This is a genomic window from Bradyrhizobium sp. ORS 285 (assembly GCF_900176205.1).
In the GTDB taxonomy this organism is placed as follows: Bacteria; Pseudomonadota; Alphaproteobacteria; order Rhizobiales; family Xanthobacteraceae; genus Bradyrhizobium.
The window spans coordinates 5,435,434-5,451,435 of record NZ_LT859959.1 but is presented as its reverse complement, the minus strand read 5'-3'; the positions used below and the strand labels follow the sequence as shown (position 1 = coordinate 5,451,435).

Sequence of the window (16,002 nt, the reverse complement as noted above, 5' to 3'; positions counted from 1 at the left end):
GTGCATGTCGAACTACACGACGTGGAAGTTCGAGACCGAATCGTTGGCAAGCTGGGCGACCAGCTGAAGCTCCCAGTCGATATAGGCCTGCATCGCCTCGGCGGCATTGTCGGTGCCTTCATAGGGGCGCTTGTAGACGTCGTCAGGCGTCGAGATCCACGACTGGCGATCCGTTTCAAGCGCGTGGCCGGCTTGCGTCCAAGCCCGGTTGCCGCCCGTGAGTACGCGCAGCTGCCGCGGGGTCGCGAGACGCGCGTCGACCAGTGCAAATGCGGCTTCGTCGCCGTCGTTGCTCGTCAGCACCAGCGGGCCGTCGCCGGGCAGCTTGGCAAGGTCCGTCGCGAAGCGCGACGCCAGCACGAAATGCGCGCCCGCAATGTGCCCCGCCTTGTAGCTCGGGCTACGGGTGAGATCGACGATCGTCCACGCATGCTTGTTGGTGGCGAGCTCGGCAACATCGATCGCGGCGGTGCCGATGTCGGGCAATACGGGCCGTCGCGGCGCGCGGATCTCGGTCTCCGCCGGCGCGACCACATCCGGGCCGATGATCGACGCATCCCAGCCCATCTGCCTCAGCCAGGACGCGGTCATGCGCGCGCGCACGCCGTCATCGTCGAACAGCACCAGGCGCGCGCCGCGCACGCCGACCCATTCGTCGGTCGCCTGCACCAATTGTCCGCCCGGCGCCGATGCGAAGCCGTCCGGGTGGCCGGCGGCGTATTCCTCGGGCGTGCGGACGTCGAGGCAATGCAGCGTGCGCGTGCCGGCCTCCGCCTGATAGCGCGCGAAGGTCGCGGCATCGAGCACCTTGACGCCGACCCGCTCAGCCCATGCTTTGGCATCGGCCAGCGCGGCCGCGTAGCTCGCCTGCGGCCGCTCCAGCATGCGCGCAGTCCTGCCGCGCTCGACCTGGTGGCCGGCGAGCGTCCAGCCGATCGTGCCGTTGCGCAGCGCGTAGATCTTGTTGCGCAAGCCCGCATTGATCAGCGACTGCGTGCCGATGATCGAGCGCGTGCGACCGGCGCAATTGACGATGATCGTGGTGTCCGGCGACGGCGCAATCTCGCGCGCCCGGAAGGCGAGCTCGCCACCGGGCACGCTGACCCCGCGCGGAATGCTCATGGTGCGGTATTCCTCGAAGCGTCGGGCGTCGAGCACCACGAGATTGCTCTCGCGCTCGATCAGCGCCTTGGCCTCGTCCGCCGATAAGGACGGCGTATGCCGGATGGCCTCGACCAGCTCGCCGAACGCCTTGCTCGGTACGTTGACGTCGCGGAACACCTCGCCGACCCGCGCATAGCCCGACAGCCCGCCTTCGAGAACGCTCACATCGGTATAGCCGAGTGCGCGGATGCGCGGCACGGCGCGCGCGGCGTAGCCTTCGCCGTCATCATAGACGACGACCGGCGCGGTCAGCCGCGGAATCAGGTCGAGAATACGAAGCTCGATCTGGGAGAGCGGCAGCGACACGGCGAAGAACGGATGAGACAGCGAGTAGGGACCTTCCTCGCGGACATCCAGCAGCGCCACCTCTTCCTGAGCGCGCCAGCGTCGCCGCAACTCGGTCGGTGTCGTGACTGCAACATCATCAAGCGTTGCGGTCGGGCCAGAGGTTGGGGACGCTGTCATTCGAATATCCAGATATGAAGTCTCTGGCGGCGCCGGTGTCCGGATCATATACCGCGCGACGGATGCGGCCGATATTGCCGCCATAGACGTGGATGCTGATCGAGGAGCGGTCCGCCAGACCGTTGGAGATGGCGTGGATGTCGCCAATCCTTGGCGACACCGCGGCGGTTTGTCCAGCCCGCAGCCGCTCCGGCGGCCCTGCGTGCAGGCGGCCATCCAGCCCCCGCGCATAGCTCACCGAGGTCTCCTCGCCGCGCAGCACGCCGACCAGGCCCCAGACGCGATGATCGTGCACCGGCGTGCCCTGGCCCGGGCCCCAGACGAAGCTGACGATCGAGAAACGCTCCAGCGGATCGGCATAGAGCAGATATTGCCGGTAGCGGTGGCCATCGGCCACGGCATAGGCCTCGGGCAGCCAGTCGTCATGCGCGACCAGTTCCTGCAGCCTGGGAGCAAGGGCGGCCAGCAGCTCGGGCTCGTGTGTCGTGGTTGCGACGAGGCGTGCGGTGTCGGCGACGAAGTCGCGGAGACGCGCAATGTCGGTCATGTCGGGACTCGTGTGGTGTCGGAAATGGCGGGCAGCGCCGATGGTCTGCTCAGACGTGGGGACCGAGCATCGCGATGTAGAACAGGTCCTCGTGCGACAGCTCTGCGGCCGGGCGCCGGACGATGAGCTCGCGCCGGACCACGCTCGAGTCAGTCAGCCGTTGCGGCAGCAGATGACCGAACCAATGACCAAGCCATGAGACGTAGTGCATGACCGCCTCCGTGCGATTTCATCACTTAAAAGCTATCACGCTGCGACGGCCATCGAACAGAGCGGTCCGCGGGGCGAATGCAGTTTGACAAATCATGCTCGCTGAAACGCAGCGTCGGAAAATTCTTTTTCCGCATCATGCAGGTCGCGCGGCTCCGCTTCTCCGATCGTCGTGTCGGGGTCGGCATTCCGTCCCATCAGGCTCTCCGACCAATGGGTGCGGAAGGCCATCCACGAGGCGTGATCCTGGAACGCGACCTCGGCGGACCACTCGACCGTGACGGCGCCGCTCGGCCAATAGCGTTCCCGATCATGCCAGCACACCACCGGCCAGCGCGGATTGCGATAGGAGCGGCCGGTCTCGTCGTGCAGCGACGGCCGGCCGAGATGCTCGATCAACCAGGACATCACCTCGGGCAGGAAGGTCGCGGCAAACGAGACGCCGTGGCGTCCGAGCCGCTGCGGCATGCGCATGATGCGCTGGTCGATGATGGCGAAGGCCGGCGGCACGGCGCCGACATTGAACTGCCGGATCATCAGCACGCGGAAGCCGCAGTCGCACAACTCGGCCGGCACGGCATGGATCGCGGTGGGTTGAAGTGGAGCCGTCATGTTCATACCAGTGCTCCCTTCGCCTGTTCGAGCATGTGGTCGGGTGAGAGTGCGACGCCGTCACGCTGGACGATCGCGCCGAAGGCCGTTGCAAGAGCGGCGCACACCGCCAGCGCTGCGGCCTCTTCGCGCGGATCGCCGCCCCATTTGAATGTCATCATCACGTCGCGCCCGTCGTTGCGGAGGGCGGGGCAGTCTGCGAAGCGCAGATCGAAGCCCGAATCCTCGCCGTCGAGCGCGCACGGCAGATAGCCGTCGGTTTTGAATGGCGCATAGTCATGGTCGAGCGTGAGCGCAAAGGGCAGACGGTCGATGGCCTGCTGCAGCGATGAACGAGCCGGCACATCACTGCGCTTCAAATAGGCGGTCAGTACGCGTGCCATCTCCGTCTCCCGTCCGATGTTTCACGGTGGCCTCTGCGCGATGCTGTTGGCAGCGCGCGATGGCCTCGCGCGATACGGAGATCCGGCCCGTATCCGACGCGACGACAATCAACAATCTCCGACATTGCTGCCGGTCAGGGAGAGCAGATCAAGTTTCGTGCCAAAGGCAGGACGATCAGTGCAGGCTGTGGCCGTCCGTATCATCGTCCGGCGTGGCGAGCTGCGCGATCGGGCTGGATTGATGATGGACCATGCGCCAGCCGCCATCGATCCGCACGAAGTGATTGGCCGCCGCCAGAGCAGCACCGTCGACCAGCTCGATGCACAGCACGTGGCCGTGATCGCCGTCGACGATCGCGTGCGGATCGGCGCAGACGATCTGCGGGCGGCTCGGATTGCCGAGGATGTCGCGCCAGCTGCCGATCACGGCGGCGCGGCCGACGATGGCCGGCCAGCCCGGATGAATGCAGGAGATCCCGTCGCGATCGGCCCAGAGCGAAGCGAGCGTGGCGAAATCGCCGGCCGCGAAGGCTGCGTAGAAGGCCGCATTGGCGGCCAGGATCTGGCTCTCGTCGCTCATCGGGATGAGGTGGGACAGCCGCTTGCGAAAATCAAGCAATGTTTGGAATCGCACATGCGGGGCTCACAAAAACTTGCAAGCTTCTTGCAAGACCTCATCGAGATGACATCGCAACGCATCAATCGGGGTCCTGTCATGCTTGAAACGGCCATTGTCGGTGGCGGATTGTGCGGAATGGCACTCGCGCGCAGCCTGCAGCAGCGCGGCGGCACGTTCGCCTTGTTCGAAGCCCGACATCGCCTGGGCGGCCGCGTGCTGTCGGCCAGGAGCAAAGCGGGGCTCGCGCTCGATCTCGGTCCGACCTGGTTCTGGCCCGAGACCCAGCCGCTGCTGACCGGCCTGATTACCGAGCTGGGGTTGTCGCATTTCGCCCAGCATGACGACGGCACGGTGCTGCACCTGAAGGAGGCCGACAAGACGGCGGAACAGATCAGCGGCCCACCGGTCCACCAGGGCGCGCGCCGGCTGTCCGGCGGCATGGCCCGGCTGATCGAGGCGCTGGCACGGGAGCTGCCGCCGGCCACCATCCACCTCGGCCATGAGCTGATGCGCATCGTCGATTGCGGCACGCATGTCCGGCTGATCTTCGCCACCGAAACGGAGTCGGTCGCCATCGAGGCGAAGCGCGCCGTTCTGGCGCTGCCACCGAGGTTGCTGATCGATCATGTCGGCTTCTTCCCGGCGCTCGATGATGCGACATTCGAGGCGATGCGCAACGCCGAGACGTGGATGGCCGCGCAGGCCAAGGTCGTGATCGCCTATGAGCAGGCGCATTGGCGCGACAAGGGCCAGTCGGGCAACGCCTTCGTCAGTCACGAGCAGGCCGTGGTCGGCGAGATCTACGACGCCTGCGACGAGGGCGGCGACCGCGCCGCGCTCGGCGGCTTCCTCGCGTTTTCCCCCGATCTGCGCGAGGCGTTTAGTGTCGGATTGCCGATGCTGATGGACAGTCAGATGGTGCAGCTGTTCGGCGCTGCGCTGGACGGCGGCGAGCAGCACTACCAGGATTGGGCGACCGAGCGCTTCACCTGCAGCGCGCTGGATCGGACCACGCCGCGCGGCGAGCATAGTGAGATTGCCAATCCGATGCTGAGGCGCGCGCTGTGGGAAGGACGGCTGCATCTCGGCGGCGCTGAGACCGCAAGCCATGCCGCCGGCTATCTCGAAGGCGCCGTGAACGCGGCCAAGCGCATCGAGCGAGCGCTTGCGCGCGCTGCCACCGAGACCTCGGGGCGCGCGGCGGGAATCGGCGAGGGGCTGTCCGGCAACGAGGCCAGCCTGGCCTGGTTCGCCTCCTGGGTCGCAGCGCAACGGGATGCGGCCTTCGACGACTACCGGCAGCGGCTCAACCGCAGCCTCGCCACGCAGCAGCGCGAGCAGCTGACGCAGCTCGCCGTGCTCGGCGCGATCGAGCAGGTGTTCGCGGCGGCGCTGCAGGTACTGGATGCGCTGACCTTCGACATGCGCGACGTCACGGTCGAGCGCGGCCGCTCGGCGCTGATGCCGGAGATCCAGAAGCCGTTCCGCGACGTCATGCAGTCGCTGCTCGACGACGCCGTCGCCTTCAATCGCACCTCTTGCGCGCTGTCGAACTTCCCGTTCGAGCACAAGCCGTCGAAGGACTACGTGCAGACCATCCTGCGCGACGTCGCCGCCGCATGGCAGGAGTTCTCGCTCGCAGCCAACCGCCTGCTGCTGGCGAAGGGCGAGGCGGCCCGCCAGCCCACGGGCGTGTCGTCGTGAGATGTGCGACACCTGCGTCAGGTGGCCTCATGGTTCGAGACGCGCCGCATGCGGCGCTCCTCACCATGAGGGGTTGGCACCCAAGGAGGCCTGCACCTCAACCATGAACACGCCGGGAGGCGTGTTCATGGAGAGGGTCAATACGGTTCCCGCAAAAAGATCCTCATCCTGAGGAGCCCGCCGTGCAGGCGGGCGTCTCGAAGGATGGCCAAGTAAAGATCGAGTGAGCTCCAATGAAACTGCAGATCGAGCGTCCGATCATCGAGGCGATGGCGACCGCCTTTCCGCATCTCGCCTCGCTGACGGAGCAGCTGCGCTTCGGCGACAAGGTCGAGGTCAACCTCGCGCAGCTCGCGACCGCCGAGCTCGATTTTCTGCGCGACAGCTATCAGAAGGCGGGCCCCGAATGGCACGCCCGCGCCGCGCATATCGCAACCCTGCAACGCGCCTTCAGCGATTCCGGCACGCGCTTCTCGGAAAACGAGCTCGAGCAGGTGCTGCCGGCGATCGCTCGCTATCTGATCTCCGGTGCCATCCGAGGCTGGATGTTTACCGCCAACGTCGCCAACCGGCCTCTGCCCTATGTTGTCACCCGGCTCGACTACACCGCGCCGTCGAACGACGAGGCGGGCCGCGTCTTCATCGAGCTCAAGGCCAACGCCAAGGGCGCGATCACGACATCGACGCTGCGGATCTCCGTCGGCGACATCGTCGGCAAGACGGTCGCCGAGATCTTCGCCGCGAAGGGTTTCCTCAAGGAAACGTCCGAGCTGATCGCAGCCTATGACGAGACGGCGGAGCGCTACTTTGCCTGGCGCGGCCGCTACGGCGCGCAGTTCTCCGGCCGCGGCATCGGCTTTTTCGCGGATGATCCGAACTCGTCGCATCGCGATATGGACTGGTCGCGCAAGGACGTCATCGTGCTGTCGTCCGGCGGCGGTACGGCGCGGCTCGTCAATGACGAGGGCATCCTGACCGAGCGCGCGCTGACGCTGGAGGTGACCGGCGACATTCTCGGTCAGTATCTGCGCAAGGCCGCCAAGAGCAATCTCTACGATGCCGAGCAGGAGGTCGAGGAGTCCAAGGCGGCGATCCCGAAAGGCGTCTTCTGCCGCGTTCCCGTGCATCCGTACATGCTGATGTTCCATCTCGACCTGCACCATTATCTCTGGGTGCATGCCGACGACATGACGCCTTACGCCTATCAGCCCGAGCTGAAGCAGAAGCTGGTGCTGCCCGAGGAGCAGACCGACCTGATCGACATCCTCACCGCCGAGATGGACCTGCTGATGGACGACATCGTCGCCGGCAAGTCGGGGGGCACCACGGTGCTGTGCGCGGGACCTCCGGGTGTCGGCAAGACGCTGACGGCGGAGGTCTACGCCGAGATCATCGGCCGGCCTCTCTATCGCGTGCATTCCGGCCAGCTCGGCCTCAATGTTGCGGCGATGGAGGGCGCGCTCAAGGATGCGTTGACGCGCGCGCAGCGCTGGGGCGCGGTCATGCTGATCGACGAGGCCGATGTCTATATCAAGCGGCGCGAGGACGACATGACGATGAACGCCGTCGTCGGCGTGTTCCTGCGCGTGCTCGAATATTTTAACGGTCTCTTGTTCCTCACCACCAACCGCATCGACGACATCGATGAAGCAATCGTGTCGCGCTGCATCGCGCTGATCAAGTTCCAGGCGCCGGACGCCGAGGCGCGGGGCCGGATCTGGCGGGTGATGTGCGATCAGTTCGGGCTGACGGTCGAGACGGCGGTGATCGCGCAGCTGGTGGAGACCTTCCCCGGCGCGTCGGGGCGCGACATCAAGGGCCTGGCCAAGCTGGTCGCCAAATATTGCCACCACAAGAGCGTCCGCCCGACCATCGCCGTCTTCCGTCGCTGCGCCATCTTCCGCGGCATCGACCTCGGCGATCACGAGCAGCTCGTCGAGGCGGCGGAGTAGCCTTAGGAGCAGGCTCGGGCTATTCGGTCGCCCGCCCCAGCGTCGCCGGATTGTACCCTTCCTCGCGCAGCACCCGCTGCACGACCGGGCTGGCCAGCATCCGCCGGTAGTGCGCCAGCAGATTGGCGGGCAGGGCGATGTCGGTCTTGTCGGCCCAGAATTCGACATAGAACAGGATCGGATCGGCGACCGAGAAGTCGCCGCCGAGATAAGGCTGCTCGCCGAGCATCCGGCTCAGGATCGCAAAGCCCTTCACGACGATGTTGCGGCCGAGCGCGCGCACCGACTCCTGGTCGGCCTCGTTGCGGCTGAAGGTCGGCGTGGCGAAGATGCGCGCGAAGCCATGGCCGTGCACGGTGCCGGCGATGTAGGTCATTGCCTCCAGCAGCCGCGTCTCGGTTTCGAGTTCGGACGGCCACAGCCTGGCGCGCGGCCGCGAGCGGCCGAGCCAATAGGCGATCGCGGGCACCTCGGTCAGCACGCTGCCATCCGGCCGCACCAGAGCGGGGATCGTCGATTTCGGATTGATCGCGACGTAGTCCGGCTTGAAATTATCGCCGGCCGGCAGGTTGACGATGTAAGCCTCGAACACCTCCTCGAGCTCTTCGAGGATGATGTGGATGCCGGTCGAGCACGAGCCCGGCGTCATGTAGAACTTCATCGGGGCCATCATTGTCTCCAAGCCGACATCGCGCGTGGCGTCACCGGTCCACCGGCATGCTTCATGCAAAGATCGGGGCAGATCGGGAATGACGCGCCGTGGCTCGCCAAATCGGGCCGCTGTCGTCAGGTTTGCGACAGGAGACGTGTTGAAGTTCTGCTGCTCCCGTCGCGCCATCAGGGAGATCAGCGCATGACGCAGCGTGAGCCGGAAGTCTACGTCATCTGTCCGACCGCCAGCATCGCCAAAGGCGAGGCCAAGGCGTTCAGCCTGTCGCGCATCGGCGACAATGGCGAGGCGCGGCCGTTTCCGATCGTGATCATCCACACCGCCACGGGCGGCTTCGTCGGCTATGTCAACACCTGCCCGCATGACGGCAAATGGCTGAACATCGGCAGCGGCCAGTTCTTCAATGCCGAGCACACGCTGCTCCGCTGCGGCCGCCACGGCGCGACCTTCGAGATCGACACTGGCCTCTGCAATGCAGGCGGCTGCGAGGGCCAGAGCCTCGAGCCGATCGCGCTCGCCGTCATCGACGGCGACATCTGCCTCTGCGGCGTCGCGCTGGTCGAGGATGTCAGCTTCCCCGATCCGTTCGACGATCTCGACGAGACCATGGAGATCATGATCCACCCGGATTGAGCGGGAGTGTTCCTCTTTTATGGAGTTGCCTACCTGCCGCTCCTGGGCCACTCTAGTGCAAGAATGATGTGAGCTGATAAGGCTTGAGCGGTGTGCTCCCTCTCCCCGTAAGAACGGGGAGAGGGAGTGCAGCGTCGCTTGGGGTCGAAGCCGTGTTCGATCACGAGTCGGGACCAATTAGGTCGGCTCGTCTCTGATGACAGACTCCGCTCTCAAAACCCGTCCGACTTCTTTCCCCACGGATGACTGCCCGGCACCAGCTGCGCCTTGATGCCGGCCTTCTCGACATCGGCTTGCGTCCTGAAGAAGGTCGCCTCATGCACCAGCGCGCCGGTCTTGGTCGTCACCGCGACGTAGCGCGCGACCGTGTCGATATCGCAGAGGTAGCCGCCGCCGGGGTCGGCCGCGCTGCGCAGGTTGCCGTCCCAGTCCACGAAGAAGCCGTCGCTCATGTCGTTCTCCACTTAAAATGGTTCATTCGGCCTCGGGCTGGTCTGCGACCAGCTGGGCATAGGCGCTCTCGACGATCGCCCGGCATTGTTGCAGGCGCTGCAGCTCGGCCCTGCCGATCGTGACCATCTCGCCATCTGCATCCGCTGCTGGCGTGGCCGCCTGCAGCGCGTCGAACAGTGCCTTCTCGAGCTGATAGATGCGCTCGCTGGCGCGCTCCAGATAGGGAATTGGGTTGGCGCGGACATTGGCCTCGTGCAGCGCGTCGAGGCTGAGCAGCGTGCGGAAGCGGCGCTCGACCTGGCGTTGCTGCATGCCGAAATCATGCTCGATGACGGTCATGGCCGCATCTCGGGCTTGGACTGCGCTGCCGCCTTCGCGGCCTGTCGCAGCAGCGTCAGGCACTCGAGCGAGGCGGCCATGTCGAGCGCGGAGAAGCCGTCCAGCGTCTCGGCGCCGATGTCGGCGCCCTTGGCTAGGAGATGCGCGACCACCTCGGCCTTGCCGGACGAGGACGCATACATCAGCGCGGTCGCGCCGTTGTCGTTGCTGTTGTCGAGATCGATGCCGGCCTCGACCAGCGCGTCGATCGCCGCGAGATGCCGGCCGACGCAGGCGAGCCACAGCGCGTTATTGCCGTCCGCATTCGTGGCCGCGATGTCGGCGCCTGCCGCGAGCAGCTCGCGGATGATGGCAACGTTGCCGAGATGCGCGGCTTTCATCAGCGGCGTGGTCCGGTTGGCGATGGTGGCGTCGACCGCATCTGCCGGAAAGCCCTGGGCCACCAGCCAGGCCGCCAATGTCGAACTCACGTCCGCCGCACCGCTCGTCGCGGGAAAGCGCTGCCGCCACGCCTCATAGCCGCCGTCGAGGCTGTAGACCTCCATGAAGCCGAAATCGGAGAAGGTCTGGGCGTACTCTTGGCTGGCGTTGCCATGATAGCAGTAGATCAGGATCGGCGTGCGTTTGGTCGTGCCGGTGATCAGCTCCGAGAGATTGCGCTGGGTGAGATGCTGCGCGCCGGCCATGTGAGCGGCATTGAACGAAGCCTGGTCGCGGACGTCGAAGCGCAGCACATCGTCGCGCTGCAACAGCTCCGTCGCGTGGCCGACGTCGATGCGTTGGAACGGAATGCGCGCTCTCATGGCAATCGTCTCATGGCAGAACTCCTGCTTCATGGCGTGTGCGGCCCGGATACGCCGGCAGCGTCGTGATCCGGTCATCCGTCAGCGGACGGCCGACGGTGAAGTGATAGAGCGTCTGCAACTGATCGCCGACGACACCGAGCATCTCGTGCACGGAGTCGTCGAAATAGCAGCCGATGCCGGTGCCGCGCAGGCCGGCCGCCTCCGCTTCGAGATACAGCACATGGCCGATCAGGCCGGCTTCCCAATGCAGCTGGCGATAGCGCCACGGATTGTCGCCGACGAGCGGCGCGAACTCGGCCAGCATCGCCACGGCAAAGCAGCTGTCGCCGGCGATCGCCTGGTGGCAGCTCGCGGTGCGGATCACGCCGCGGCTGTCGGTCGGCAGCAGATGAAACAGCGGCAGATGATCCGGCGCGCTCGCGACCCGCCGCCAGTCGAAATCGGGGCGCAGCGCGCGGCGCAGGCTGGCCTCCGCCTCGCGGCTGCGGGGCAGCGCATACAGGCCGGGCGTCAGGCCGTCGACCCTGTGTACGAACAACAGCGGATGCAGCCGTGCTGCGTAGGGCCAGGCGTCCCAGGGCGGTGCGGCACGCGGCAGCAGCGCGTCGAGCAAGCGATGGAACGCATCTGCATCCATCGTGTACCTCGAATCGAACCGCTGCGCGCTGCGGCGGCCGAGAATGAGATCGGCTGCGCGCGCCGTCGATCGCGCCGTACGCGGCGTATCAGGCAGGAGCGGTGCGGCCGCATCCTGCGCAGCTCCGGCCGTGGCCGCACTGACCTCGGGGATCACGGGCCAGCGATAGAGCGGATGACGGTCGAGCCGGTTCGCGGTGCCGGTCCAGTTGTCGTCCATCGTATACGGCGGCGGCAGATCGGGACTTGCAGGCGCGGCATCGCGCGGTGCGATGGCGACCAGAACATCGCCGTCCTCCGCTTCGGCGGCGGCGAAATCTCCACTGCGATCGAGACCCATGAGGGCGCCGAGCGCTGCGCTATCCAGGCCATCGACGACATTTGCGCGCCAGCCGAGTGCAGCGGCCGCGTAGCTGATCGCGCCGAGCGCGTGGCCGAGGTCGAGCTGGCAGTAGCGGAAGGCGCGCTCGCCATATTTCCACGCCTCGCGCCAATGGATCGAGGACAGGCCGAGCCACAGCCTCGGCGCGCCTGGCGATGCCGTGCCGCGGGCGCAACGCTGCTCCAGCACGTGATCGCGGCTGACATAATGATGCAGCCCGTCGCCGAGTCCGCTGACACTCTCCGCGATGACATAGGCCTCGGTCGGATGCAGATTGCCGCTCGAAGGATTGCAGCGCAGGGCCCAGCGATCGGGGCCATATTCTTTCCACGCCGACAGCCCGAACGACAATTCCAGCAGCAGCGCGACATTGTCGATGGTGAGCGGCTGGACCGGCGCCGTGCCGTCATAGGCCTCGGCAAAGCTCGCTGCGAGGCGATCCGAGGTCAGCGGCAGATCGGTGCGCCTGCAGCCCGCGAACTCACGGAACGGGTTCGGCTGCGCATCCCAGTCCAGCGTCTCCGGCCCGGCCGCATAGCGCTTCAGGCTGTGCTTGGTGCGGGCGTGATAGGCGAGCGCGACGTCGGCGGCAGCCGGCATCTCCGCTGCCGAGGACGATGGCACGGACATGATTCCTCACGAGGCGCGAGCGATGAGTTCGCGCATGCTGGGTGGTCGCTGGGCGACCGCGTCCGACGGAGCAAAATCCGTTCCGGGACGTGCGCCCCTGTCTCTCCTTGTCCATCCCGGGATGCGCCCATTGGGCGCAGGCCCTGAAGCCACAATCACGGCTGATGGATCGATTCCGGGCTCGCGAATGCGCGTCGCCTGGAATGACAGTGTGGATAGAGTTGTCCGATTTCGAACAGCGCGACCGGCGCTGTTCGCTTCTCGACATCAATGCTGATGAGCCCGGCGCGATGCGGTCGCCTCGATCAGCACGGCGACTTTGGCTGCGATCGAGCGCCATGCCCGATGCGCATCCATCTTGTGGCCGAGCTTAAAACTATCAGCCATGCGCGCCGCGAAGGCCGGCCCCTCATGACCATGCTGTTCCGCGATGATCCACGCGGTCTGCCATAGATCGGTCTCGGTGGTCACGGCTGCTACAGATCCAGCACCAGCCGGTCGCCCTTGGCGCGCGACACGCAGGGCAGGAAATAGCCTTCGGCGCGTTGTGCGGCGGACAGCCGCTTGTCGCGGTGATCGATGTCGCCCTCGACAACCCGGGTCTTGCAGGTGCCGCACATGCCCTGTTCGCAGGAGGTCGCGATCTTGACGCCGTTCTCCTCGAGGAACGCGGTGACGGTCTTGTCGCCGGGAATTTTGAACGTGGCGCCGGTGCTCTTGATGGTGACGTCGAACACCTTGTCGAGCAGCGCGGCGGCAGCCTTCGCGGTGAAGCGCTCGACGTGAACGCGCTCCTCGGCAAAGCCCTTCTGCTTGGCGAGGGCGATGATCGGATCCATCCACCAGTCGACGCCGCAGATGAACAGCTGGGTGTCGTCCGGGCGGTCGGCGAGCAGATCGGCCGCCTTCAGCAGCTGATTGTCCTCGGTCGCTTCCTTGTAGTATCTCGTATCCTCGGCGAACGGAGAGGCCTCGATGGTGCCGCGGAAGGAGTCCGGCGACATCAGCGCGAACAGGTAGTGCAGCTCGAACGGGATACCCTTCGCCTTCAGCGTGTCGGCGATCGACAGCATCGGCGTCACGCCTATGCCGCGCGCGACCAGCAGGGCGCGCTTGGTGTCCTTCGGAATCTTGAAGCGGTTGCGCGGGCGGCTGACCTGCAGTTTGTCGCCCTCGTTGATGTCGAGATGCAGCGCCTTGGAGCCGCCGCGGCTGTTGGCATCCTTCCACACGCCGATGCAGTAGCGGTTGCGCTCGGCGGCGCTGTTCAGCAGCGAATATTGCCGCGTCAATCCGTTCGGTAGCGTCACGTCGATGTGGCTGCCCGGCGTGAACCCCGGCAGCGGCTGATCATCCGCCGGGATGAGCTCGAACGAGGCCATGTTGTGCGCCTCGATGGCCTTTTTGGCCACGACAACGGTGTGCAGGCTGTCGGACATCTGACAACTCCATCTAGCAACCCGGCTGACGACGAGGACGATGCAAGGAGAAGGCCAGATCGGTTGCCGTCCGCGCCGGCGGCTTGCCCTGCCGGCACGGACGCAGGCGTCAACCCCAGATCGAATGCATGACGTGATGGTGATGGTCGGTCATGGACGCGTCGTGCGCGGATGACGTACCGGAGGTGTGGGTCGTGGCGGTCGCGTGGTGATGATGCGAGCTGTGCGTCGTCGTCTTGGTTGTGGTCGCGGTGGTATTCGCCGTGGTGCTCCTGCCCGTGGTCGTCGTCGCGGTCGTACCGGTCGTCTTCGCCGTTCCGCCGCTGGAGGTCGTGGTGCCTGATGTCGTGGCGGCCGCGGTCGCCGTGCCGCCGGTGCCGTTGGCGATGTTGGGATTGGCCGTCACCTTCGTCGTCCCCTGGGCGAGGCCGGCGACGGATGTTGCCTTCGAGACCGTCGTCGCCGAGCCGACATAGCTGGCGCCGCCGATCGCGATGTTGTTGCCGCTGACGTCCTGCGCGTCGGCGACGAAGCCCTGGCCCGCTGCGGTCAGCATCGCGAGGTCCGAGGTGAGCGCCGCGCCGGTGTCGCCGTTCAGGATGCCCTGCAGGCCCTTGATGGCGGTGGCGGAGTCCGCCTGCAAGGTGCCGTTGTTGAGCTCGTTGTCGAAGCGGCCCTGGAACACTGCGCCCTGGGCGGCGTCGAAGCTCGCGCCGAAATTGTTGTAGTTCTGGATCTGCGTGATCAGCGCCTGGCTCGCGGTGCCGGTGCCGTTCACGATCGCCGCCAGTTGCGCGTTGATGGTGTTGGCCTCGGCGACGAAGGTCGCCCAGAAATTCGTCTGCGCCTGATTGTCCTGGAACCTGGTGACGGTGCCCGTGAGGCCGCCTGGATCCTCGGCGAAGCCGCCGGTGTGTCCGGGATTGCCGTTGCCCCCGGCCGCGGTGTTCAGCGCCGTATCGTTCTGGACGATGTCGATGATGTCGAGCAGGTTGTCGGTCGTGCCGCGCAGCGCGGTGGTGTTGCCGGTCGCTGCGGCGGCATCGTATTTCGTGAGCTGCAGATTGATCTGGTTGAGCACGGTCTGCAGATGCAGCGTCGTTGTGGCCGCTGCGTTCGCGGTCTCTCCCGCCTCGATCTGCGCCAGCATGGTGGCGTTGTTGAGGATCGCGGTGAGGCCAGACTGGACCGCCGTCAGGTCGTTGGTCACGTGGGTGAGATTGGTCGCATTGATGCCGCCGGAGATCACGCTGACTGAGGCGTTGAAGACCTCGCCGACGGCCTTCAGGCTGGTGCCGGCCGTGGCGGCCGCGAGCGTCGTCGGATCGTCGGCTCCGGCCGGAAGGTTCTGGAACGCAACGTCCGTCGCGCCGGTGTTGGCGGTGAACGCGACATTGTTCAAAGCGGCAGAGAGATGTGCGTCGTTGTTGATCTCCGACAGGATCTCCGTCTGCAGCGCGTGAATGGTCTGGGAGGCTGCCGACATCGTCGTGGCATTGGTGGTCTGCGCGGCCGCGCTCAGCAAGGTTCCGAGCTGCGTCTGGACATTGGTGAGAACCGCGAGGTCGGTGGAGTTCAACGTGAAGGTTTGGCCGCCGATCGTCACATCATTGGGGTTGGCGAGAATGGCGGCGATGTCGTTCTGAACCGCGTGGATGTCGGTCGTGTAGCTGGACAGGAATGTGTTGGAGTTTCCGCTGCCTTGTGCGCCGGAATAAAGTCCGAGGGAGATGCGGACGGCATCATTGAAGACGACGCCGGCCTGGACCAGATCGGTCGACAGATTGAGCGCGCTCGTCCGGGTCAGCAGATTGGACGTGCCGTTCGCCAGCGCTGTCGCGTTGAAGTTGGTGGCCATGCGATTGTCTCCTCTGGTTTGACGGCCGTCGACAGGCACGGCGTGGTGCGGGCAATGGCCCGGAGAGCGCCGGAATCGAGCAGATGCGCGCGACGGTCGTGACTGGGAGAGCGTGTAGTTGCGCTTTCGGGCCGTGCGCCGTTACGAAATCGTCGTCGCGAGGACAAAGAGGCACCGTTCTGGTCTGTTCGTTTCTGGATGGCGGGCAGAAATGAAAGGTCGTCGTGGAGCGCTGCGGCGTTCTGTCGCAGGCAGCGTCGAGGACATTCCTCTCGGAACATCGACAGCTCAGCGATGAGAATCAATTGCATGTATGGTGACCTATTAGTTGGACGTTCGTGCGTTGCGTGACCGCGCGAGCGAACTAATCGCCGTCTTCGACGCCGGGTTGAGAGGTGGGCTCGATGGCGCTCCGCATCAATTTGCCGGAGACATGACTTTCGCCGCCTGACGGAAGACGATGGTTGTTCAAGCGATGCCGAGCCGGCGCAAAGAAAACG

At 65.7% G+C, this 16,002-nt stretch carries 17 protein-coding genes; 3 read left to right on the top strand and 14 right to left on the bottom strand.

All coding sequences use genetic code 11. The annotated features are described in order from the left end of the window. Positions 1–12: 12 nt before the first annotated feature. The 6 genes from BRAD285_RS24485 to BRAD285_RS24465 form a co-directional block, all read right to left on the bottom strand. The gene (locus BRAD285_RS24485; protein ID WP_006610818.1) at positions 13–1,629 is read right to left on the bottom strand and encodes a rhodanese-like domain-containing protein; all 1,617 of its coding nucleotides are present in this window, start codon (positions 1,627–1,629) and stop codon (positions 13–15) included. Then, entirely contained in the window at positions 1,589–2,176 is a 588-nt protein-coding gene (locus tag BRAD285_RS24480; RefSeq protein ID WP_006610819.1) for a cysteine dioxygenase, read from the bottom strand. The genes BRAD285_RS24485 and BRAD285_RS24480 overlap by 41 nt, the downstream gene beginning before the upstream one ends. Before the next feature lie 49 nt (positions 2,177–2,225). Further along, positions 2,226–2,387 (bottom strand): hypothetical protein, encoded by a 162-nt coding sequence (locus BRAD285_RS35870; RefSeq protein WP_172889804.1) that lies wholly within the window; start codon positions 2,385–2,387, stop codon positions 2,226–2,228. A 92-nt stretch (positions 2,388–2,479) separates the two neighbouring features. Continuing rightward, a complete protein-coding gene (locus tag BRAD285_RS24475; protein ID WP_006610820.1) occupies positions 2,480–2,998 on the bottom strand; it encodes a hypothetical protein in 519 nt (172 codons plus the stop codon). A gap of 2 nt (positions 2,999–3,000) precedes the next feature. Beyond that, on the bottom strand, positions 3,001–3,381 hold the full coding sequence (locus BRAD285_RS24470) for a hypothetical protein (protein WP_006610821.1): 381 nt from the start codon (positions 3,379–3,381) through the stop codon (positions 3,001–3,003). Between the two features lie 175 nt (positions 3,382–3,556). Further along, entirely contained in the window at positions 3,557–3,961 is a 405-nt protein-coding gene (locus BRAD285_RS24465; protein WP_035645493.1) for a nuclear transport factor 2 family protein, read from the bottom strand. Between the two features lie 174 nt (positions 3,962–4,135). Here BRAD285_RS24465 and BRAD285_RS24460 point away from each other — a divergent pair, with 174 nt between their 5' ends. Next, entirely contained in the window at positions 4,136–5,704 is a 1,569-nt protein-coding gene (locus tag BRAD285_RS24460) for an FAD-dependent oxidoreductase (protein WP_244422132.1), read from the top strand. A gap of 233 nt (positions 5,705–5,937) precedes the next feature. After that, on the top strand, positions 5,938–7,656 hold the full coding sequence (locus tag BRAD285_RS24455) for an ATP-binding protein (protein WP_035645498.1): 1,719 nt from the start codon (positions 5,938–5,940) through the stop codon (positions 7,654–7,656). A 19-nt stretch (positions 7,657–7,675) separates the two neighbouring features. Here the strand turns inward: BRAD285_RS24455 and BRAD285_RS24450 are convergent, their stop codons facing one another. Further along, positions 7,676–8,317 (bottom strand): glutathione S-transferase family protein, encoded by a 642-nt coding sequence (locus BRAD285_RS24450; protein ID WP_035645501.1) that lies wholly within the window; start codon positions 8,315–8,317, stop codon positions 7,676–7,678. 192 nt (positions 8,318–8,509) lie between these two features. Between BRAD285_RS24450 and BRAD285_RS24445 the strand changes: the two genes are divergently transcribed. After that, complete coding sequence (locus BRAD285_RS24445; RefSeq protein WP_006610826.1) at positions 8,510–8,959, top strand: Rieske 2Fe-2S domain-containing protein; 450 nt, start codon at positions 8,510–8,512, stop codon at positions 8,957–8,959. Positions 8,960–9,171: 212 nt separating this feature from the next. Here BRAD285_RS24445 and BRAD285_RS24440 read toward each other — a convergent pair whose 3' ends face one another. From BRAD285_RS24440 to BRAD285_RS24410, 7 genes are all read right to left on the bottom strand, one after another. Next, complete coding sequence (locus tag BRAD285_RS24440) at positions 9,172–9,411, bottom strand: hypothetical protein (RefSeq protein WP_006610827.1); 240 nt, start codon at positions 9,409–9,411, stop codon at positions 9,172–9,174. A gap of 22 nt (positions 9,412–9,433) precedes the next feature. After that, on the bottom strand, positions 9,434–9,751 hold the full coding sequence (locus BRAD285_RS24435; RefSeq protein ID WP_006610828.1) for a hypothetical protein: 318 nt from the start codon (positions 9,749–9,751) through the stop codon (positions 9,434–9,436). Next, the gene (locus BRAD285_RS24430; RefSeq protein WP_006610829.1) at positions 9,748–10,485 is read right to left on the bottom strand and encodes an ankyrin repeat domain-containing protein; all 738 of its coding nucleotides are present in this window, start codon (positions 10,483–10,485) and stop codon (positions 9,748–9,750) included. The genes BRAD285_RS24435 and BRAD285_RS24430 overlap by 4 nt, the downstream gene beginning before the upstream one ends. Before the next feature lie 79 nt (positions 10,486–10,564). Beyond that, a complete protein-coding gene (locus BRAD285_RS24425; RefSeq protein WP_006610830.1) occupies positions 10,565–12,205 on the bottom strand; it encodes a nitroreductase family protein in 1,641 nt (546 codons plus the stop codon). 267 nt (positions 12,206–12,472) lie between these two features. Beyond that, a complete protein-coding gene (locus BRAD285_RS24420) occupies positions 12,473–12,676 on the bottom strand; it encodes a hypothetical protein (RefSeq protein ID WP_006610831.1) in 204 nt (67 codons plus the stop codon). Between the two features lie 5 nt (positions 12,677–12,681). Further along, on the bottom strand, positions 12,682–13,644 hold the full coding sequence (locus tag BRAD285_RS24415; protein WP_006610832.1) for a PDR/VanB family oxidoreductase: 963 nt from the start codon (positions 13,642–13,644) through the stop codon (positions 12,682–12,684). Positions 13,645–13,753: 109 nt separating this feature from the next. After that, the gene (locus BRAD285_RS24410; RefSeq protein ID WP_006610833.1) at positions 13,754–15,502 is read right to left on the bottom strand and encodes a hypothetical protein; all 1,749 of its coding nucleotides are present in this window, start codon (positions 15,500–15,502) and stop codon (positions 13,754–13,756) included. Positions 15,503–16,002: the final 500 nt, after the last annotated feature.